We start from the raw sequence: 19,626 nt of genomic DNA, 5'->3' as shown, positions 1-19,626 counted from the left end.
TTTTTACCCTCCTGCAATCGATTCAAATAAATCCAGACTCATTCCATCTTGAATGTCGGTCTTATCCCACTGGCTTTTTGGAACAACATGACCGTTTACAGCCACTGCAATATGACGACCTAAGTCAAGCTCATCAATCAACTCACGAATCGTCGTTGCTTGGCTTAGCACTGAATCACCGTTTATTAATAACGACTTTTCCATACGCTACCCCTCCTCCTGCTTCGCGCTGTCTATTACAGACGCTGTGCTAGAAGTCGACTCATGGTCAGAAGGCTTTTTACAAGCCAAAAGAATCCGCTTTATTGCAAGCTCCGGTTCAGGCGAGAGTGTAATGGCCGTCACTAGTGCTATAGAATCGACGCCCGTTTGCTTTACTGCTGCTACTCGACTTTCACTGATTCCACCAATGGCAACCGTCGAATAATGACCTTTCAGAAGCGCTACGTACCTTTTAAGGCGTTTCGTTCCTTGAGGTGACGAAGGCATGTCTTTTGTTTGAGTTGGAAAGATATGCCCTAAGGCGACATAACTCGGCTTAATAGAAAGCACTTTTGCGATTTCAAAGTAACCGTGGGTACTGATACCCAAGCGTAAACCTGCTTCTTTGATCTGTTGCAAATCGGCGATTTCTAGATCTTCTTGACCTAAATGAACGCCAAACGCGCCATACTCGATGGCTTTTTCCCAATAGTCATTAATAAACACTTGCGCGTCATAAGCACGACCCAACGCAATGGCTTGACGAATATGCTCGTCTAGATCAGGATCATTAGGGTTTTTTATGCGCAGTTGTGCGGTTTTCACGCCTTGTTTAAGTGTGCGTTCTAACCATTCAATCGAATCCAATACAGGGTACAGTGACATTTTTGAGGTTTGAACCAGTGCAAACTCATCTTCCATTGCAACGCGGGTTTTAAGAGATGACACGCTAGAACAAATCGTAGGAAAATACGAAAGCGTCGATGGCCAACTCGGTGGCCCCAGTGGTCCAGCCCCCGCCCCAATCTCGACGCCAAGACTTAGCGCTTCACTAATATACGCTTTGGCAAGCGTTAAGGCATCCAGCAACTCATAACCGTGGGCCATAAAACTGGCAATTGCCGTCGATAGTGTGCAACCCGTGCCTCGGTCATTGTGCGCAGTTAACCTTGGCGCGCTAAAACCAATGGCCTGCTGCTCATTCGATAAAAGCCAGTCGCAACTGACATCCTGTGTTTTGTCGTGACCTCCTTTCACAAACCACTGTGTATTAAAGTCTTTTAACCAAGGCGAAACACGTGCATATAATTCACTTGGCGAGGTGGAATTAACAGTATTACCTAGCAACACTTCGGCTTCATGTAAATTGGGTGTCACCAAAGTCACATTAGGGAAAATTTCCCGTAGCAATGCACCGACTACTCCAGATTCTTGAAGCTGATTACCCTTATTGGTACTGGCCGCCATAACAGGATCAAAGATCACTGGCACCGTCGGAAATTTCTCTCGAACCGCCCTTAACCAATGACCGCACTCGCTAATCAAATTCTCTGTCGGTAACAAACTCACTTTTATCGCATCGGGGATAACGTCATCCAATAACGTTATCCACTGCTGATTAAACACCTCTAAACTGACGGGCTCGACTAAATCCACTTGCTTTGAGTTTTGCGCTGTAACCGAGGTCACGATCGTTTGTACGTGACACCCCAGATCTTGCCCTGTTCTTAAATCCGCCTGTAATCCAGCATGAGCCGACGAATCAGACCCGCCGACACACCAAACGACAGGCATTCTGCTAGCGCTGACGGCAACGCCGCCAGCCTTCTCTTTTTCAACGTTTTTCATAACCAACCTTTTGACATTCGCTTTTAAATACGCACTATTGAGGCGTTAACTTTCAAGTTTGTCGGTGGTTAAATAAACGTCGCTTCCTAATTCTTTAAACTGCTCAGACATCTCCTGCATACCTTGCTCCACATTGATCGCGTCAATACGGTCAGCGTTTTGAGCATTGGACTCCTCTAACCCTTTGGCGTAGTCTCGAACTTCCTGAGTAATTTTCATCGAACAGAATTTCGGGCCACACATTGAGCAAAAATGCGCGACTTTTCCTGACGCTTGAGGAAGAGTTTCATCGTGAAATGAACGTGCTGTTTCAGGATCAAGAGACAGGTTGAATTGATCTTCCCAGCGGAACTCAAAACGCGCTTTTGACAAGGCATTATCGCGAATCTGCGCACCGGGATGCCCTTTTGCCAAATCAGCAGCATGAGCGGCAATCTTATAGGTAATCAATCCTTCTTTTACATCTTCTTTATTTGGTAGGCCAAGATGTTCTTTTGGTGTCACGTAACATAGCATGGCACAACCATACCAGCCGATTTGAGCCGCACCGATACCTGACGTGAAGTGGTCGTAGCCGGGCGCAATGTCTTGTGTCAATGGCCCTAATGTATAAAACGGCGCTTCATGACAATGCTCTAGCTGAAGATCCATATTCTCCTTGATAAGCTGCATTGGCACATGCCCAGGCCCTTCAATCATGACCTGAACATCGTATTCCCAAGCGACTTTGGTTAACTCACCAAGCGTCAACAATTCAGACAGCTGCGCTTCGTCGTTCGCATCCATAATAGAACCTGGGCGAAGACCATCGCCTAGCGACAGGGACACATCGTACGCGGCACAGATTTCACAGATTTCACGGAATCGCGTATATAAAAAGTTTTCAGTGTGATGCGCTAAACACCACTTCGCCATGATTGAACCGCCACGAGACACGATGCCAGTTAAGCGTTTCGCGGTCATAGGCACATAACGTAAAAGCACGCCACAGTGAATCGTGAAATAATCGACGCCCTGCTCAGCTTGCTCAATCAAGGTGTCTTTAAACACGTCCCAGTTTAGGTCTTCGGCAACCCCATTTACTTTTTCAAGTGCTTGATAAATTGGCACAGTACCAATAGGTACAGGCGAGTTACGCAAAATCCATTCACGCGTTTCATGAATATTCTTACCCGTAGACAAATCCATGACGGTGTCAGCACCCCAACGTGTTGACCAAACTAGCTTTTCAACTTCTTCTTCTATCGAAGACGTCACCGCAGAGTTACCAATGTTGGCATTGACCTTCACCAAGAAATTTCGACCTATAATCATAGGTTCTGTTTCAGGGTGGTTAATATTAGCGGGAATAATAGCGCGGCCTGCCGCAACTTCTTGACGAACAAACTCTGGCGTTATTTCTGTTTGAAGATTTGCACCGAAACTTTGACCTAGATGCTGTTTCTGCAACAACTCACTTTTAATGGCTTCGCGATTTTGATTCTCTCGGATCGCAATGTATTCCATCTCTGGCGTAACAATACCTTGCTTAGCGTAGTGCATTTGAGAGACACATTTGCCATTTTTGGCTCTGCGAACTTTTGGCAGTTCCTTGAATCTTAATTCGTCTAATTTTTCGTTCATCAAACGCTGTTGAGCAAATTCAGAACTGACGTTTACCAATGTTTCCGTATCATTTCGGTCTTCGATCCACTTGGAACGTGGGGTACGAATTCCCTTATGCACGTCGATACTTTCTTGTGGGTCTGAATAAGGACCTGAGCAATCATAGACGTAAATAGCTTCGTTCGGCTCAAAGGTTAAATTATCTGGATCTGACCCAATAGGCGTATCGGTTAGATTGATTTTGCGCATCGGAACTTGAATCGAAGCGTCGCTGCCTTCGATGTAAACACGCTCTGAAGCGGGACACGGTTTCGCCTGTAGAGACTCAATAAATTCCTTTGCCTCTAAACGGCTTTGTTCGCGAGTTTGTTTTGTAATTTTGTTCGACATGAGCATTATCCATATTATTAAACTTAGAAAATGCTTGTCAGGAGATTACCTATCAAAATATGAGCGTACTCATATGCGTTAGGTAACAGTATTCGATGAATTTAAAAGCGCAGTACTCGTTAGCAGTCTGAGAGACATCTCACAGCAAATACACTCGTAAAATCATCAGAAATACATTTGCTGCAGAATAAAGAAAGTAAATTTTCTTGTTCCCTACGCAGGTGGTTAAGCCTGATCAGGTTCCGCGGATCCCGCATTTAATTATGCGATCTCAGCCAAATGGCACTCCGACAAGTTTTTTTATATAAACAAATTGCAATCTGAGTGTAAAGCGAAAAGAAATAACCGTGTGTTTAGGTTTGTCGGAAAGCACTAATCTGACGCTGACGCATTAATTTTCTATGGTAGTGATTTAGCTAAGAAGGTAATGTAATTAAACAAGACCATACTAACTGGAAACTTTGTTTACACGTATTGAGTTTCCATCATAAGGACAAACCAAACAATGGAAGTAAAAGAAAAATGAGTAGGATTTATACAATCTCAGCAGTGTCAGGCAGCCTCCGCACCGCTTCGCTAAATACTCTGTATTTGAATGCTCTTAAGGCCACAGCGCCCGACAACGTTGAGTTTCACATATTTAACGATTTAGAATCTATTCCCCCCTTTAATGTAGACAAGGACGAAAATCCGCCAAGTTCAGTTTCGCGCTGGAAGGCATTTTTAGAACCCGCTGATTTAATCGTATTGTGCAGCCCTGAATACGCTCACGGCGTCTCTGGCGTGATGAAGAATGCATTAGACTGGCTAGTTTCGAGCTATCTACTAATAGATCGCCCAATAGCATTACCCAACATATCTGTCAGGGCAACTCATGCTCAAGAACATATGTATGAAGTCATCCGCACAATGGGTTTTTCAATCATTGAAGAGTGCAGCTTAAAAGCCTCGCATGAAAGCCCGCTTGTAAACATCGAATACAACTTGGAACAGATGCTCAGCGACAAAATGATTGTCGAACAGTTGAACCTGTTTTGGGACAGAGCGGAGACTTTCTTAGCCTATCAAGACTCAACGTCTTCATCTTAATTTAGCATTATTCAGTGAGCCGAGGGCAACATGGAACCATGTTAATGTATTGCACTATTCTTGGTGCATCACCCTGATTTGGGCGACTTCCATGCGGCAGATACGAATGCCAGATTATCAAATCTCCGGCTTCTGCTCCTATTGGTTTGGAGCCCAAAGCATGTAAGTCTTGTTTCTGCGGGTCCGAGTTCTGATCAAGCTCAGCAAGCCACTTTTCGAGATGTTTATGAAAACCTGGGACGAGTGTCAACGCCCCTTGCTCAGGCTCAGTATCAGTTAAATAGAGAATGCCTTGCGTTGAGAACATCAAAGGTCGGCTAAAGTCCAAATCCCAGTGAAGATCGGGCCCAGGAAAAAGGTGCGCCGCGGTCTGAGGTGGATTAAAGCCGCACCGATCATGCGACACCCAAAGATCACTTGTTCCCCAAAGCTGAGCAAAGGCTTTATGGATTTTTAAGCTGTAACGATTTTGATCAAATACCTTATTCTGAATCTCTTCAATCATGATGCCATGACGTTCTGGCGCCTGCGTCGAATACCAAGAAGCAGGATCTGAAGGGGTCCCATTAATCAACTCCCAAATTACATTTTCGGCTTGCTTAGCGTGCTCGATAGGGACGGCTTGTTTAAGGATGACATAGCCATGTTCTTCCCAAAATAAAAGATCTTCGTTACTCAACACTGGCGGGTATTGATCGACACGCTGCAAATAACGCGCTATTTCTGGATTTGGCTGAGTTAAACCGAACGCGGTTTGAAGACGATTAACAGTGAGTGGTTTTGGCAGACCAGCCAACTCTACAATCCAACGCTCGAACTCTTCGAACGAAGCATTTTGGGTGTATAAATAGCTTAGCACCTGCTGAACACTGATTCCTAGCGCATTGTATATTGCACAATCTAACTCATGTTCAGCTCGTCTGTCGCCATCTTGTCCTTGTTTAAACCCATTCACTGAGGACCATATACGCTTTATCTGGGGAACACCAAGCTCTCCAATGTCAGTTGATAAAGCCATCCTGTCTGTGCTTTCAGCCATATTCCATTTAACTCCGATTAACGTACCTTGGGTGCATGGCGCTATTGTCAAATTATTGGTCAATTCTGTTTACTCTAAACGCGGACGGCGGTTGGCTATACCGCCTCGCCCATAATCGCCTAAACTGACGAGGGTCGTCAAACCCGCAGTGCTCGGCAATGTCATCTATCGTCCAGCGCGTTGTTTGTAGCAGCTGCATAGCCAATGAAATGCGTAAATTATGAATGTACTCTCGCGTCGTTATACCTGTATTGTCTTTGAACATTCGCGTTAAATGGCGAGGGCTACAGCCAACGAGTTCCGATAGCTCTTCCAGAGCCCACATTCTTGTAGGGTTTTCCTGAATCTTATCTTGAACTTGATGGACGCTATTGTGAATGTGATTGCGGTTTTCGAGCCAAGGTGATGCACTTGGGTCGTTTGGTCCTCGTCGTGAGAACAAGACCATATGACGAGCAACCTGACTGGCGCAATTCGCGCCACAGGTTTGTTGCACCAGATGCAGCGCTAAATCAATCCCCGCTGAGATCCCAGCACTGCTGTAAACATTACCATCTACCACAAAGAGTCGGTTATCAAGCACCTTTGACGTTGCATCCGTTTCTCTAAGTTCGTCTAAATGAGCATGATGCGTTGTACAAAGTCGATGGGAGAAGATGCCAAGGCTCGCAAACACAACAGCACCACTGCAAATACTAATAAACTTAGAAAACTGCCCTGCTAGTCGGTCAAACCAGTGACCTATTCGGGTAATCGATTCCGAAGTTAAATCGACGTTTTTCCCAACTGTTCCAGTGCATAAAAGCCAACTATTAGGTTCGATATGGCTAGGAAGAGGATCGACTCGAACATCTAAACCAATCGAGTTTCTAACTTGCTTAACGGGTCCGATGAACTTGAGATTAAAGTTTGCAAAACCGAGCCGCTGAGCATACTGAAACACTTCGGCGGGCCCGGCCACATCAAGTAACACTGAATCCGGTAACACCAAAAAGTAAAGATTGATTTGAGCTTCGCACGACGTCACCTTTACACCCTCTTTTTACTCGTAGATTCGTTCTTCTAATGTGCTAACTTGCGACACCTAACCACTATTCAACTGCGCACCGTTTAACATTTTTGATGCTCTCTATCAGTTTCGCACCAAACGCGTTGAAGAGCAGCCCGCACAACACCAAGACAACGCCTACCCATTGATACGGCGCTAATACCTCGTCAAATAGCAAGGTCGATGCCGTCAGACCAACTACGGGCACGCCTAAGGTCAACGGAGCGACTTGGCTTGCTGGATGCCGACTGATTAAATAGCCCCAAACGCTGTAACCGACAATCGTTGCAATGAGGACAACATAAGCAATTGCACCAATTGCAGGCCAACCTATGTTCATGATTGAACGAATCATGACGTCTTTCCCTTCAACCATGAACGACATGATCAAAAATGGAATGGGCGGTATCCAAGAACTCCAGACAACCAAACTTAGATCCGCTTTATAACCTAAATTACTGATGGTTCGCGCACTAATGTTACCAAACGCCCAACTTAACGCAGCAAAGAGCGTTAGCACAAAGCCGATTAAAGACATGCCGCCTACATCAGCACCTTCCGCTTCCATTGCGATTAAACCAAGTCCACAAACTGCAGACGTAATCGCAACAACTTGATAAAGCTTTATCTGCTCTTTTAAAAGGATAATAGCAATGAGCATGGTAAATAGAGCCTGAGCTTGAAGCACTAATGATGCAAGTCCAGACGGCATTCCATTTACCATGGAAACAAATAAAAATGCAAACTGTAAAAAGCCAATTGGTAAAGCATACAATACCCACCAACGTATCGGCATTTTCGGCATTCTCACAAAGAGACTACCAATAGCTGCAACCAAAAGAAACCGAATAGCCCCTAAAAATAAGGGTGGTACGTCTTCCAAGCCAATGGCTAGGATCACAAAATTGAGCCCCCAAGCAAAGATTACCACTAGACCTAACAAGCTGTCCTTAGTCCCCATTTCGTTCACCTTTACAATAGAATTAACGTCAGCATAAACAGATCAGCAAGTGGAGATAAGGGAACCTAATAGGGTTAAAAAGGACATTATATAAAGTGCTGCACAGAGATAGAAATCACGCCTTTATTTAGGGTAATACAGCTAATTGTAGAACGGGGGCTCATTTCAGAACCAGAAACAAAAAAAGGCCATTGCTTTTAAAGCAACAGCCTTCTAATAAAACGCTATCGACCCGTTTGGTTACTTAGAAACGTCCAAAGCGATACGGATGAGGATCAACCAGTGGCGTATCGTTTGTGACGATATCAGCCGCAAGTTGTCCCGCCGCAGGACCCGTACCAAATCCGTGACCGGAAAAACCAGTCGCGATGGTAAAGCCTGGTAAGCTAGAAATATTATCGATAACTGGATTTGAGTCCGGCGTCACTTCCAATATCCCCGCCCATGCTTCGTCAAGCTCCGCTTTCTCAAACATCGGCCATGCCTTTCTCAGGTTTTCCATCGCCTCGTTGTTTAAGTCAGGGGTTGCACTTGGATCGTTGATGCGATGACGCTCATAAGGCGCAGTACCATTAGGCCCCAACGTCTTGCTATCCCAAGTTTCTTGAAGAGCTCTTTACCAAACTTGACGCGTAGCACGCCTCGCTCATGCTTCAGAGGCTCTCGGTATTTCGCGCAAATTAAAAAGTGATCGGGCGTTATGTGAGCATCTAAGGCACTACGTTGTGTAATAATGTAGCCGCCGTCTTAGTGTTTACGGAATGAAAGGTCAGGTCCGCCAACCGCGATGTCCGTTGGCCCGTCCATCGGCTTAGTACTAAGCACGGAACAAACTAACGGCAATGTAGGAAACGCAATCCCCATATTACCAAGGAAACGTCGTGACCATACGCCACCCGCTAGCAATACTTGATCACAGCGAATTTCACCTTTTTCAGTGACCACGCTGCTGACTTTACCAGCCGAGGTCTCGATCGTCCGCACTGCGCAGTTTTGAACAATTTTAGCGCCTTTAGCCATCGCTGCTTTTGCAATAGCCGCTGCCGCCAATGCAGGTTCTGCTTTACCGTCAGAAGGTGTGTAGATCCCACCTTTCCAACCACCTGATCCACCCGGAACCAGCTGATCAATTTCTTTTTGACTAAGTAGCTTTGAGCCAAGGTCTAACGAATCAACAGATTTAATCCATCGATCATACACCCCCATTTGAGCATCAGAATTACTCAGAAACATAATGCCACATTGCTTGTAGCCAACATCCTTCCCTACTCGCTCAGGCATTTCAGCCCAAAGACGATCTGCCGCTTGAGCCAAAGGCACATCTGCTGCGTGGCGACTGGTTTTACGCACCCACCCAAGGTTACGAGAAGACTGCTCGCAGGCAATATGCCCTTTCTCGATCAATACAACGGGAATACCGCGTTCCGCTAATGTTAACGCCGCAGTCACACCAACAATGCCACCACCGATAACCACTACCGAGGTTGAATCTGGCAATTCATCTTGAGTTGCAATTCTTTCCAACAATTTTGTCATAGTCGTTTATTGCGCAGTAGAAATATTCTCTACTTCCGCCATTGCTGCACCGCGGTATGCCGTGACTTCAAGCTCAACTTTGTAGACAGTTGAACCCAGTGGCGGACACGTTACAGTCGTTGCAGGATCGATACCTTTGAACTTAGAACCCACGTATTCCATTACTTGGTGAGTGTCGGCCGCGTTTTGAATGAAAACACGAGACATCACAACATCAGCAAGGCTTGAGCCTACCGCTTCCAAAGCGCTTTCCCATGCCACGTCTTTTACTGGCATACCACCGACAGACAAGATGATGATTTCTTCGTCATTTTGACGGCCTTTCGTATCACCACCGACGATAGCACCAAGGTCTTCAAGGTCGTCTTTCGTGATAAGACCTTCTTCAACCATATCCATGAAACGAACACCAGGAAGAGGAATATGGTTGTGAGCAGGTTTTGGCACTTCTTCGTACCATGCTTCGTATAGACCTGTGTTATCAAGTACTTTACGAACATCACCTTTTTCCATTTCATCATCTAGGCTGCAATCGCAAGATAAGCGCCTAGCTTAACCCACTCACGCTTAACAAGAGGGTACTTAGATGGGTCACCTGTTTCATCTGAGTTACAGTAAGTAACGATGTCACAACCACGTACAACCTCTTCAATCGTATCAACCACTTCGATTGTCGTGATTTGAGGATAGTTTGCGTTTGCCCAAGAAATGAAGTCGTCGATGCTTTTCTGGTTACGACCTTTCACTTTGACAGTATCGATCAGCGGGCATGCTGCGATGAAGGCAGCGACAGCTGTTTTACCCATAACACCAGGGCCTAAAAGACCAACAACTTTTAAATCTTTACGCGCTAGATGACGTGCACCTACACCTGGAATAGCACCAGTACGGTAAGCAGAAAGTAGGTTTGCTGACATGTAAGCGAGCGGAGCGCCTGTATCCACGTCATTAAGAATCATCATAAGGATCGAGCGAGGCAAACCTTTTTCACGGTTCGCAATGTTAGATCCGTACCACTTCACACCACAAGTTTGGAAATCACCACCAAGATAAGCAGGCATTGCCATGAGACGATGGTCAGCAGTCGGCTTTGGCATCGTAGGAAAAGGAGACTCTTCAGGGAAAGTAATCATCGCACCGTGAGAATCGCTGTTTGGTCCAGCCATTCGATAGTCGCTCGTGTGCAACAAGGCGAACATCTCTTCCATTGCATCAACGCAGCCCGGCATATCGGTAACGCCAGCCTTAATCATGTCTGGCTCAGAAAGGTAAATAAAATCAATTTTAATGTCGTGTGACATGGAAGCACCTTCTTATATATTTTCGTATTCGTTTCTTCGAATGCGGTGTTCTCGTCAATAAAAAAACAAAGGGAGCAAGTCCAATAAAAACTAAGCGACTAAGTTCAATAAAAACAAAACGAGAACACCTGCGATGAATTAGATCCTAAAGAAGGTGGGCAACAAGGTATTGAATATTTGCGCCATCATTGTGCAATTGATTGCAACAGATGACACATTACAGGGAGGTAAAACGGCTATATAAAAAGCTAATCAATCGGAACCACCACAGCTAAGCTCACGCCTCACAAGTTCCGCGCCGGCATTTAGTGCTTTTAGTTTGCCGCTGGCAACCTCCCGTGATAACGGTGCCATGCCACAATTAGTACAGGGGTAAAGCTTATCCGCATCCACATATTCCAGTGCTTTTCGTAGCGTCGTTGCGACTTCTTCTGGCGACTCAATCGTATCGGTCGCAACGTCGATGGCGCCGACCATGACTTTTTTACCACGTATCAGCGCCAGCAATTCAATAGGAACCCGAGAGTTGTGACATTCCAATGAGACAATGTCGATATTCGACTGCTGCAACTTAGGAAAGACTTCTTCATACTGCCGCCACTGCGTGCCTAATGTCTTTTTCCAATCCGTGTTGGCTTTAATGCCATAGCCGTAACAGATATGAACCACCGTTTCGCATTTAAGACCTTCAATGGCTCTTTCAAGAGCGGCGATCCCCCACTCATTAACTTCGTCGAAAAAGACGTTAAAAGCAGGCTCATCAAATTGAATGATATCAACGCCAGCCGCTTCTAATTCTTTGGCTTCTTGGTTGAGAATCTTAGCGAATTCCCATGCAAGCTGTTCTCGACTCTTATAATGATCATCGTAGAGTGTGTCGATCATTGTCATTGGTCCGGGAAGTGCCCACTTTATAGGCTGTGTCGTTTGCTGGCGCAGGAATTTGGCATCTTCAACGAACACTGATTTCTGGCGGCTAACCGCACCCACAACAGTCGGAACACTTGCTTCGTAACGGTCACGAATACGAACCGTTTTACGCTTCTCAAAATCCACACCATCAAGATGCTCAATAAAGGTAGTAACAAAATGTTGGCGTGTTTGTTCGCCATCGCTGACAATATCCACGCCTGCGAGCTGCTGTTCCTGCAATGACACTCTTAGCGCATCTTGCTTGCCATGTTTTAGCTCATCCCCTTGTAATTTCCAAGGCGACCAAAGTGTTTCAGGCTGAGCAAGCCAAGACGGCTTAGGTAGACTTCCAGCCGTGGAAATCGGTAATAATTTTTTCATCATCAATCCTTCTGTTTATTCATCACTGTGAGTTGGCTGCGGACCATTGTTCAAGAACGGTTCGAAACGGCTTTATAAAATGCGCCTCAGCAAACCTCCCCTGTTCGATCGCCAGTGAGCTGCGCTCTTCTCGATCGTACACAATTTGAGTAACTGAGTGATCTTGATGCTTTAAACTGGGTCGATAACACTGACCCGCAACGGCATTGGCGTTGTAAATTTCGGGACGATAAATCTTTTGAAAAGTCTCCATCGTGCTGATAGTGCTAATCAGCTCAAGATTTGAGTAGTCATTCAGCAAGTCGCCAAAAAAATAGAACGCTAACGGCGCTACGCTATGAGGCGGCATAAAATAGCGCACTTCCAACCCCATTTTCATAAAGTATTGCTCTGTTAGAGAGGGCTCATTCGGCTCGTATTCGTAACCCAATACAGGGTGCTGATTTTCCGTTCGTCGATATATTTTGCTATCCGATACGCTAAGACAGATGACAGGCCTTTTATGAAACTGCTGAGCAAATAGGTCGGAGTTAACGAAATATTTAAACAATTTACCGTGTAGATCTCCGAAGTTATCCGGAATACTAAACTGAGTAAGGTCTTTATTGTGCTCTAACAGCAACACGCTAAAATCATAATCTCGTACATAAGAGGAGAAGTTATTTCCTACAATGCCCTCTATGCGTTCATTCGTTTTATGATCGGCAATATCGGTTTTCAATATCTCGATGGTTGGAAAACTCTGTCCGCTGCCTGCTATGTCGGTACTAACCGATATGATTTCCAGCTCCAACGAATAGCGATCTCCGTTAGGGTTATCCCAATGTGCAAGCGTATTAAAACGACTGTCCATCATACGAAGCGCGTTGCGTAGATTTTCCTCACGCTTTTCCCCACGGGCTAAATTAGCAAAATTCGTCGTAATACGCGTATTGTCAGACGGGCAATACGTTTCGTCGAAACGGGTGCGCCCAATCGTAAATGTAAAATCGTTGCTCATCGTCTTAATTCCATTGTTAGAGATAAAATACGTTAATGTCCCTAGCGCTCTTCTAAAAACGCATTGAGCTATTTATACCGCGACACAACAATGAACAAAACTAATACTAAGTCACACAAACATGAATTCAATTAATACAATAGCATGCAAGCGACCTGAAACGCGCATACAGACAATTGGAAAGAACCCGAAAAACTAAGAAAGGTTAGAAAACTAAAGTCATTTTCGAGAATAGTCGCGAAAGCCTTCATCTAAATGACATTTATAGATCTAGTATGAATGCTAGACAGGTTCGCCACAAAGTTACACTAAGTCGCCGTTGGCTCGCTTAGACTTTGCTATCGACGATATATTCAAAAAAGTGACGCCACCTTCCCTCGTGTCTGTCACTGGTGCAGAGCTGTACACCGGCAGCCCTTGCAGATGGAAAACGACAACCAGTACATACTGAATTGTTGCATCGAGCGATACCTGTTTCAGCACCATACGCTTAGAATCGGCAAATTTCAGTAAGAACCCAAGTTTTTCGTAAACTGGTTAAGTGCAATGTTTAATACATGAGATAGGAGAAGCTTAGGCTTTTTAGTAAAAAAACGATTTCATGAGGACAACGATAAAGACAGTATAAACGCATCAAGATACGGTCGATTAGCCCTAAATATCAAAAACACAAAAAAATAGTTAGATATAGACTTATTAAGATCGCTGAGAATGGTAATTTATATTAGGAAGGCAAAAAGAAATTTAGGTGGCACCTCTACCAGCCGCACCTCGGCACACAAGTCGACCGCTGTGGCTGCTTCCTTCCGGACCTGACCAGATTCACGGTGTATTGTTGCGAGGGGACCAGCAGAGATACCATAGAGGAGGTCTCTGTGACCTTGGCGCGAGATTATACGCCAAAAATCTAAAATAGCAACTAAGCTTTATAAGTTTTTCAAAGGGTTAGAATAGACTCGTCACGTTGCCTAGATACACTAAGAAGAGGCGCCTAGGAGTAGATCGAGAGCAAGAGGATTTATTCACTCTTTAAGGAAGCTGTCGTCCAGTCGTTCTATAAGGACGTATTAGACTGCAAACGATTCGCATTAAATGAATTGGTATGTATTAACGGTTCGCGTAGAATGAGCGCAAACTTTTTCCTGAGGAGTATTTGGATGAAGCTGTTTGTTAAGAATCTTACCCATGTTGACCTTTCCTATTTTTGTCCTGAACAAGGCGTATTGGGTGAAAGCTGGCACACAGATGTAATTCTGGATGGCGGTTTAAATGATGAAAGTATGATTTGCGACTTTAGTATCGTAAAGAAGCAGATAAAGAAGTGGCTGGACGATAATATTGATCACACCCTTGCCCTTCCCATGAGCCATGCAAAATCCACGCTGCGCGCGATGGAAGATGGACGACTTCATTATCTATTTGAACAGGAAGACGGCTACACGTTCGAATGCGAAGCACCAGAACAAGCGTATTGCTCTCTTCCGTTCGAGCGCATTACACCTGATCAAGTTGCCCAATGGGTAGAAACTCAAATTGTCGATTTACTACCGGCCGATATTGAGTCCGTCAAGGTACGCTTCTATAAAGAGAATATAGACGGCTCTGAATATCAGTATACCCACGGTTTGAAAAAACACGGCGGAAACTGCCAACGTATTGCTCACGGTCATCGCTCTACTATTGAGATTTACCGCAATGGCGACAGAGATTCGTCTTTAGAACAAGATTGGGCGAAACGCTGGGAAGACATCTACCTAGGAACGAACGAAGATTTACTTGGCATCATAGAAAACAACGGAAAGCGCCACCATCATTTTGCCTATGTCAGTATGCAAGGCAAATTTGAGCTAAAAACCCGCAGTGATCGAGTCTATATGCTTGATTGTGACACAACGGTAGAATCGTTGTCTGAGCACGTTGCTGAAGTCCTCGCTCATGAAAACCCGGGCGATCAAATAGAAGTCCATGCCTTTGAGGGCATTGGAAAAGGCGCTATTTCCGTTAAAAGCATTAATCGATGAGAACATCATGAGTCTAAAAGAATTTGAAGATTTAGAAAAAGGCAGCGCATTAGAATTAAAAACGGTACTCAAAAATTTAAAGACAGATGAGCACGGCTTGGTCGCTGCTATTGCTCAGCAATATGACACGAAAGAAGTGCTCATGCTGGCTTATATGAACGAGAAGTCCATTTTAGAGTCTCTCGAAACGGGGCAAGTATGCTATTGGTCCCGTTCACGTCAAACCTATTGGCGAAAAGGAGAAAGCTCAGGCCATCGCCAACGTCTTGTCGGCATGTCTTTTGATTGTGACGGCGATGCTATCTTGCTACAGGTGGATCAACTTGGCCCTGCATGCCATACAAACCGTCGCGACTGCTTTTTCTTTGAAGTCGATGGCGATAAGGTCGTTATTAAAAGCGCGCCACTTTAAACTCTTTTTAGAATACCTCTCAAGATACCTACTCTTCGTTAACATCGTCCTTATTAAGTATAAGGACGATGTTAAGCCGAACTACTCTACGCATCAAGAAACTACTTTCCACATTAAGAAACTATTCAAGCATTTTTCCGAACCCTTTTCAGCACACGTTTCTCACCCACTTTATAAAAACACGCCAATCGACTTTTGTTACTAATTTGTAAACAACTGGTCAAAGTTTGTGTTTTTCGTCACTTCCACTTAATATCATCTTAAATAATCTGATAATTCGAGCCATTAAAGGATAATTACCTTATTTCTTTAATTTTATCAGACCACTTCGCTTTCTTAATTTAAAAAAACAGCCGATTTACTATCGCTTTTGTATTCTATTTAACCTAGTATTATCGAAATAATGCACATTAAGTGCACATAGAATACATAACGTTACCAAGATAAGTAATTAGGAAGCCGTATGTTTAGTTTGTCAGTAAAGCAAAAAATCCTTTTATTGGTTGCGCTATTTTCAGTCGTTATCATTGGATTGAACACCAGCTATGCAATTTCTGGAAAAGACGTTTCCACTGAGTTGCAACAGCTTAATACCCAAAGCTTGGATTTGGTTAAGAACCTCGAAAAGAGCCGCCAACTTCTATTAAAGCAGTCTGTTGAGTTTGAAAGAGGCTTTTTCCAAGTATCCATTGCCAAATCCATGGGTGGCTATGGCACCGAGCTTATAAAGGAGTCGGAAGACAATTTCAAAGCCTACACGGAAGAGCTAATACAAAGCCTAAATGCAATCAAGCTGACTCTTGATAACATGCCCGTCACACCCGAATCATCTGCACTACTGGAACAAATCGATGTTTTAGAAACACTTCAAACGGAATTCCTTACTGCCAGCACGGAGACGTACAGCTGGTGGGTGAAACTAAAAACCTTGCAAGCCAACAAGGCTCGTCGAAAAGCCGACGCTGCACTGGAATCCGTGAATGTGCAAATGGAGTCCATTATTGTACTTATTGATCAATACAATGCGGCCGTTGCACAGGAAGAAAACGAAGCGCTAGATACCGCCATTATCGGCTCCGCAAGTATTGCAGGAGCAATCACTGTGCTCGGCATTATTATTGGCGTACTAATCGCAAACGGCATTTCCTCACCTCTAGCACGCGCCGTTAAGCGAGCAGAAGAAATCGCATCTGGGGAACTTAATGAATCGACAACCCCTACCAAACGTAAAGATGAAATCGGCACACTTGAAACCGCAATGGACAAACTGGTCAGCCAGTTAAGCGTTATTTTGCATGAGGTCTCTGATTCAAGCCAATTGCTTACCAAAGCAGCGGAAGAGTTGAACAATATTACTGACAACTCCACTAAGATGGTTGAACAGCAAAAGGACGAAACAAACTTAATATCAAATGCGGTTCATGAGATCCAGTCGACAGCAGTGCACGTTTCGGAGTCAACAGCCGAAGCAAGTGATGCAGCACATATTGCAGAATCAGCAACGACCGAAGGTGTACGCATTGTTAATGAAACAATCTCCACTATCGAAGGGCTGGCGGAAGAGTTGTCAAATTCGACACAAACCATCAATACCTTGCAAGAAAACACCAGTGAGATAAGCAACATTCTTAACGTCATTCTTGGCATTGCTGAACAGACAAACCTGCTTGCACTAAATGCAGCAATCGAAGCGGCTCGTGCGGGTGAGCAAGGCCGAGGCTTCGCCGTCGTTGCGGATGAAGTACGTCAGCTCGCGCAAAACACTCAAAACGCCACACAGCAAATCGAACAGATGATCGCTCAGCTGCAAAACGGCACGACCTCTGCGGTCAATGCTATGCGCAGCAGTTATAAGCGCTCAGTGACCGCTGTAGAGCAAGTTAAACATGAAGAGGGTTCACTTACTAACATCAACTCTTCGGTAGCACGCATTCGCGATATGAATGACCGAATCTCAGCAACAGCAGAAGAGCAAGCCAGTGTCACGGCAGAAGTACGACGTAATGTTGAGAACATAACGGACATAGCGGACCGTACAACAGACTCGATGCACTCTGTTAGCAACAGCTCCGAACAACTTGCGCATTTAGCACAGCAGTTAAACCAACGTATCAGCTACTTTAAAGTTTAAGCAAATTCAGGCACACTAGGGGTATATCTCCAATTAATATATCCTTATTCCATTAAATCCCACCTAAGGAAACCCTATGTGTCGCTGGATGGCCTACAAAGGACAATCCGTCTATTTAGAAAGTTTATTATTTGAGCCCGACCACTCTTTGATCCACCAAAGTTTAAGCGCAAGAAAGTCGGAAGTGACCGTCAATGCCGATGGTTTCGGCCTTGGTTGGTATGACGAACGTGAAGAGCCTGGCCTCTATCATGAGATCCTACCCGCTTGGAGCGACTGCAACCTTAAAAGTCTCGCTCGACACATAAAAAGTCCTCTATTCTTTGCGCATGTACGCGCTTCGACAGGCACGTCGACAAACCGCTCCAACTGTCATCCTTTCGCTTACAAAGAATGGCTCTTTATGCATAACGGCCAAATCGGTGAGTACGACGAACTAAAATGGATGCTCGATCGAGCTATTCCTGAACATTTATACGGGCACAGACGTGGTGCGACCGACTCAGAGGCCATCTTTTTACTACTTCTTAGCAATGGACTAGAGTCGAACCCTGAAGGCGCAGTTGAGAAAACGCTCACGCAGATTCGCAATATGATGATAGAGAAGAACATTGAAGAACCATTGAGATTCACAAGTGTGTTTTCTAATGGCAAAGACATGTGGGCAGTACGCTATTCAAGCGATGAACAAGCCCCTTCCCTCTACATTAAAAACTTCGATAACCATTTAGTAATTGGCTCTGAGCCTTTAGAGCTATCGGGCGACGGCTGGGAACTAATTCCACCATCGAGTCTGATAAAAATCGACGGTCTTGGTTATCAACGCACAGAGTTAAATGTCGAGATCTAGCCTAAAGTCTCGCTAGACAAAAAGCGTCTAACAACAAAGCGAGTACGGCATTCAGAATTTAAAAAGCCCTATCAGCGAATCCTAACTCTGCTGATAGGGCTTTTTTTATGACACAACACTTTTTAGAGAAAACAGCAATAAAGTAATAAAAATATCTAATTTACTTTATTCTGAATCACGGTAGTCATAAGTGGCATCAAAGCGCGACTGAATCCAATCTCCTGCCAAAACAGATTCGTATTTCGCGGGCATCTCTTCTGATGCACAAGTTGGAACACACGCAACCTCAGTCTCGTAATCGGGCTCAACAAAGAAAGGAATGGAGTAACGGTGAATTCCTGGATCTGAAGCCTTAACACGGTGTGCCGTAGAGACATACTGATCGTTCGTCCAGCGCTGCATTAAGTCCCCGATATTGACCACTAACGCTCCTTCTATCGGCGTTGCATCCACCCACTCACCATTACGATGTTTTACCTGTAACCCGCCTGTTTGATCTTGCAACAACAAGGTGACACAACCGTAATCCGTATGTGCGCCAGCTCCATTGTCATGAGATTGCTCTGGTCTAGGCGGATAATGAATCATGCGTAACACAGTCACATGCGTTTTAAAACACTTAGAAAAAAAGTCACCTTCAAGCTTTAGTGTCTGCGCCATTGCCGTCAGCAGCTTTTGCGACACTTCGAACGCTGCAACATAATACTCTTGCAGCGCTTCCACCACTTCAGGGTCGCTAGAATTTTGATTTGGCCCATACATACTTGGGTACTTTGCCACCAGCGGATTATCGCTCGGGATATCCAACGCCATGTCAAAGGTCTCTTTCCAGTCGGCCTTATTCACTTCATCCAACTGCTCTTCACCAATTCCACCGTAGCCTCGGTGGTTAGGGCTGTTTTTTATGTCAATTTTGAGCTTTTCTTCAAGCGGCTTTGCAAAAAAGTTCTTTGCGGTCGTCATCATTTTGTTAATGAGCGATTGTGGGATTCCGGTATTGACGAGATAGAAAAATCCGATTTCACGACATGCCTTATCCAATAAGGCCATTTCAGCTTGGCGAGCACTTAGGTCTTCGCTGATAAGATTTTCTAAATTAATTAATGGAATGCTCATTTCT

General features: G+C 44.7%; 17 protein-coding genes, 1 other RNA gene, 1 pseudogene and 1 riboswitch. Of the genes and pseudogenes, 5 read left to right on the top strand and 14 right to left on the bottom strand.

Annotation, left to right across the window (positions count from 1 at the left end; all coding sequences use genetic code 11):
- Positions 1-3: 3 nt before the first annotated feature.
- Genes thiS through thiC form a run of 3 tightly spaced genes read right to left on the bottom strand, consistent with a single transcriptional unit; the run spans position 4 to position 3,825 of the window.
- Positions 4-204, bottom strand: coding sequence for a sulfur carrier protein ThiS (gene thiS, locus MARME_RS09580; RefSeq protein WP_013661060.1), 201 nt, complete (start codon positions 202-204; stop codon positions 4-6).
- Between the two features lie 3 nt (positions 205-207).
- Positions 208-1,830, bottom strand: coding sequence for a thiamine phosphate synthase (gene thiE, locus MARME_RS09575; protein ID WP_013661059.1), 1,623 nt, complete (start codon positions 1,828-1,830; stop codon positions 208-210).
- A 45-nt stretch (positions 1,831-1,875) separates the two neighbouring features.
- Complete coding sequence (gene thiC, locus MARME_RS09570; protein WP_013661058.1) at positions 1,876-3,825, bottom strand: phosphomethylpyrimidine synthase ThiC; 1,950 nt, start codon at positions 3,823-3,825, stop codon at positions 1,876-1,878.
- Positions 3,826-4,018: 193 nt separating this feature from the next.
- A riboswitch (TPP riboswitch) is annotated at positions 4,019-4,125 on the bottom strand.
- Between the two features lie 222 nt (positions 4,126-4,347).
- On the opposite strand from thiC, the gene MARME_RS09565 reads away from it, so the two are divergent.
- Complete coding sequence (locus MARME_RS09565) at positions 4,348-4,914, top strand: NADPH-dependent FMN reductase (RefSeq protein WP_013661057.1); 567 nt, start codon at positions 4,348-4,350, stop codon at positions 4,912-4,914.
- 7 nt (positions 4,915-4,921) lie between these two features.
- Here MARME_RS09565 and MARME_RS09560 read toward each other — a convergent pair whose 3' ends face one another.
- The 10 genes and pseudogenes from MARME_RS09560 to ffs all read right to left on the bottom strand — a co-directional run bounded on the left by MARME_RS09560 (position 4,922) and on the right by ffs (position 13,944).
- The gene (locus tag MARME_RS09560; protein WP_013661056.1) at positions 4,922-5,953 is read right to left on the bottom strand and encodes a phytanoyl-CoA dioxygenase family protein; all 1,032 of its coding nucleotides are present in this window, start codon (positions 5,951-5,953) and stop codon (positions 4,922-4,924) included.
- Positions 5,954-6,005: 52 nt separating this feature from the next.
- Positions 6,006-6,980, bottom strand: coding sequence for a GlxA family transcriptional regulator (locus tag MARME_RS09555; RefSeq protein ID WP_013661055.1), 975 nt, complete (start codon positions 6,978-6,980; stop codon positions 6,006-6,008).
- A 64-nt stretch (positions 6,981-7,044) separates the two neighbouring features.
- Positions 7,045-7,962: an O-acetylserine/cysteine exporter gene (locus MARME_RS09550; protein WP_013661054.1), complete on the bottom strand. Its 918-nt coding sequence runs from the start codon at positions 7,960-7,962 to the stop codon at positions 7,045-7,047.
- Between the two features lie 244 nt (positions 7,963-8,206).
- Complete coding sequence (locus MARME_RS22470) at positions 8,207-8,545, bottom strand: NAD(P)/FAD-dependent oxidoreductase (protein ID WP_223295023.1); 339 nt, start codon at positions 8,543-8,545, stop codon at positions 8,207-8,209.
- Between the two features lie 164 nt (positions 8,546-8,709).
- Positions 8,710-9,498 carry an NAD(P)/FAD-dependent oxidoreductase gene (locus MARME_RS22465; RefSeq protein ID WP_223295022.1) on the bottom strand — a complete coding sequence of 263 codons (789 nt, stop codon included), beginning with the start codon at positions 9,496-9,498 and terminating at the stop codon, positions 8,710-8,712.
- A gap of 6 nt (positions 9,499-9,504) precedes the next feature.
- Positions 9,505-9,705 carry a RidA family protein gene (locus tag MARME_RS22290; protein ID WP_263053304.1) on the bottom strand — a complete coding sequence of 67 codons (201 nt, stop codon included), beginning with the start codon at positions 9,703-9,705 and terminating at the stop codon, positions 9,505-9,507.
- A 102-nt stretch (positions 9,706-9,807) separates the two neighbouring features.
- Positions 9,808-10,751, bottom strand: a pseudogene (locus MARME_RS09540) (tyramine oxidase subunit B); the annotation flags it as partial.
- A gap of 300 nt (positions 10,752-11,051) precedes the next feature.
- On the bottom strand, positions 11,052-12,092 hold the full coding sequence (locus MARME_RS09535; RefSeq protein ID WP_013661053.1) for a methionine synthase: 1,041 nt from the start codon (positions 12,090-12,092) through the stop codon (positions 11,052-11,054).
- Between the two features lie 22 nt (positions 12,093-12,114).
- Positions 12,115-13,092, bottom strand: a complete 978-nt coding sequence (locus MARME_RS09530; protein WP_013661052.1) for a DUF1852 domain-containing protein — start codon at positions 13,090-13,092, stop codon at positions 12,115-12,117.
- 755 nt (positions 13,093-13,847) lie between these two features.
- Positions 13,848-13,944: signal recognition particle sRNA small type (gene ffs, locus MARME_RS21730), an RNA gene on the bottom strand.
- Between the two features lie 305 nt (positions 13,945-14,249).
- On the opposite strand from ffs, the gene MARME_RS09525 reads away from it, so the two are divergent.
- The 4 genes from MARME_RS09525 to MARME_RS09510 all read left to right on the top strand — a co-directional run bounded on the left by MARME_RS09525 (position 14,250) and on the right by MARME_RS09510 (position 18,506).
- Complete coding sequence (locus MARME_RS09525) at positions 14,250-15,113, top strand: 6-carboxytetrahydropterin synthase (RefSeq protein WP_013661051.1); 864 nt, start codon at positions 14,250-14,252, stop codon at positions 15,111-15,113.
- Positions 15,114-15,120: 7 nt separating this feature from the next.
- Positions 15,121-15,525, top strand: a complete 405-nt coding sequence (hisI, locus tag MARME_RS09520; protein WP_013661050.1) for a phosphoribosyl-AMP cyclohydrolase — start codon at positions 15,121-15,123, stop codon at positions 15,523-15,525.
- A 463-nt stretch (positions 15,526-15,988) separates the two neighbouring features.
- Complete coding sequence (locus MARME_RS09515; protein WP_013661049.1) at positions 15,989-17,656, top strand: methyl-accepting chemotaxis protein; 1,668 nt, start codon at positions 15,989-15,991, stop codon at positions 17,654-17,656.
- Between the two features lie 76 nt (positions 17,657-17,732).
- Positions 17,733-18,506 (top strand): class II glutamine amidotransferase, encoded by a 774-nt coding sequence (locus MARME_RS09510; RefSeq protein WP_013661048.1) that lies wholly within the window; start codon positions 17,733-17,735, stop codon positions 18,504-18,506.
- 165 nt (positions 18,507-18,671) lie between these two features.
- Here the strand turns inward: MARME_RS09510 and MARME_RS09505 are convergent, their stop codons facing one another.
- Positions 18,672-19,622, bottom strand: a complete 951-nt coding sequence (locus MARME_RS09505; RefSeq protein WP_013661047.1) for an isopenicillin N synthase family dioxygenase — start codon at positions 19,620-19,622, stop codon at positions 18,672-18,674.
- Positions 19,623-19,626: the final 4 nt, after the last annotated feature.

This window comes from Marinomonas mediterranea MMB-1 (assembly GCF_000192865.1).
In the GTDB taxonomy this organism is placed as follows: Bacteria; Pseudomonadota; Gammaproteobacteria; order Pseudomonadales; family Marinomonadaceae; genus Marinomonas; species Marinomonas mediterranea.
Note: the sequence above shows the minus strand (reverse complement) of the source record. Positions and strands in the feature narration are given on the sequence as shown.

What these genes read in the sequence shown, in the direction of transcription:
- thiC (WP_013661058.1), bottom strand. Translation starts at nt 3,825, where the DNA reads ATGTCGAACAAAATTACAAAACAAACTCGCGAACAAAGCCGTTTAGAG.
- MARME_RS09505 (WP_013661047.1), bottom strand. Translation starts at nt 19,622, where the DNA reads ATGAGCATTCCATTAATTAATTTAGAAAATCTTATCAGCGAAGACCTA.
- MARME_RS09565 (WP_013661057.1), top strand. Translation starts at nt 4,348, where the DNA reads ATGAGTAGGATTTATACAATCTCAGCAGTGTCAGGCAGCCTCCGCACC.
- MARME_RS22290 (WP_263053304.1), bottom strand. Translation starts at nt 9,705, where the DNA reads ATGTCTCGTGTTTTCATTCAAAACGCGGCCGACACTCACCAAGTAATG.
- MARME_RS09550 (WP_013661054.1), bottom strand. Translation starts at nt 7,962, where the DNA reads ATGGGGACTAAGGACAGCTTGTTAGGTCTAGTGGTAATCTTTGCTTGG.
- MARME_RS09535 (WP_013661053.1), bottom strand. Translation starts at nt 12,092, where the DNA reads ATGAAAAAATTATTACCGATTTCCACGGCTGGAAGTCTACCTAAGCCG.
- MARME_RS09560 (WP_013661056.1), bottom strand. Translation starts at nt 5,953, where the DNA reads ATGGCTGAAAGCACAGACAGGATGGCTTTATCAACTGACATTGGAGAG.
- MARME_RS09525 (WP_013661051.1), top strand. Translation starts at nt 14,250, where the DNA reads ATGAAGCTGTTTGTTAAGAATCTTACCCATGTTGACCTTTCCTATTTT.
- MARME_RS09510 (WP_013661048.1), top strand. Translation starts at nt 17,733, where the DNA reads ATGTGTCGCTGGATGGCCTACAAAGGACAATCCGTCTATTTAGAAAGT.
- MARME_RS09515 (WP_013661049.1), top strand. Translation starts at nt 15,989, where the DNA reads ATGTTTAGTTTGTCAGTAAAGCAAAAAATCCTTTTATTGGTTGCGCTA.
- MARME_RS09530 (WP_013661052.1), bottom strand. Translation starts at nt 13,092, where the DNA reads ATGAGCAACGATTTTACATTTACGATTGGGCGCACCCGTTTCGACGAA.
- MARME_RS22465 (WP_223295022.1), bottom strand. Translation starts at nt 9,498, where the DNA reads ATGACAAAATTGTTGGAAAGAATTGCAACTCAAGATGAATTGCCAGAT.
- hisI (WP_013661050.1), top strand. Translation starts at nt 15,121, where the DNA reads ATGAGTCTAAAAGAATTTGAAGATTTAGAAAAAGGCAGCGCATTAGAA.
- thiS (WP_013661060.1), bottom strand. Translation starts at nt 204, where the DNA reads ATGGAAAAGTCGTTATTAATAAACGGTGATTCAGTGCTAAGCCAAGCA.
- thiE (WP_013661059.1), bottom strand. Translation starts at nt 1,830, where the DNA reads ATGAAAAACGTTGAAAAAGAGAAGGCTGGCGGCGTTGCCGTCAGCGCT.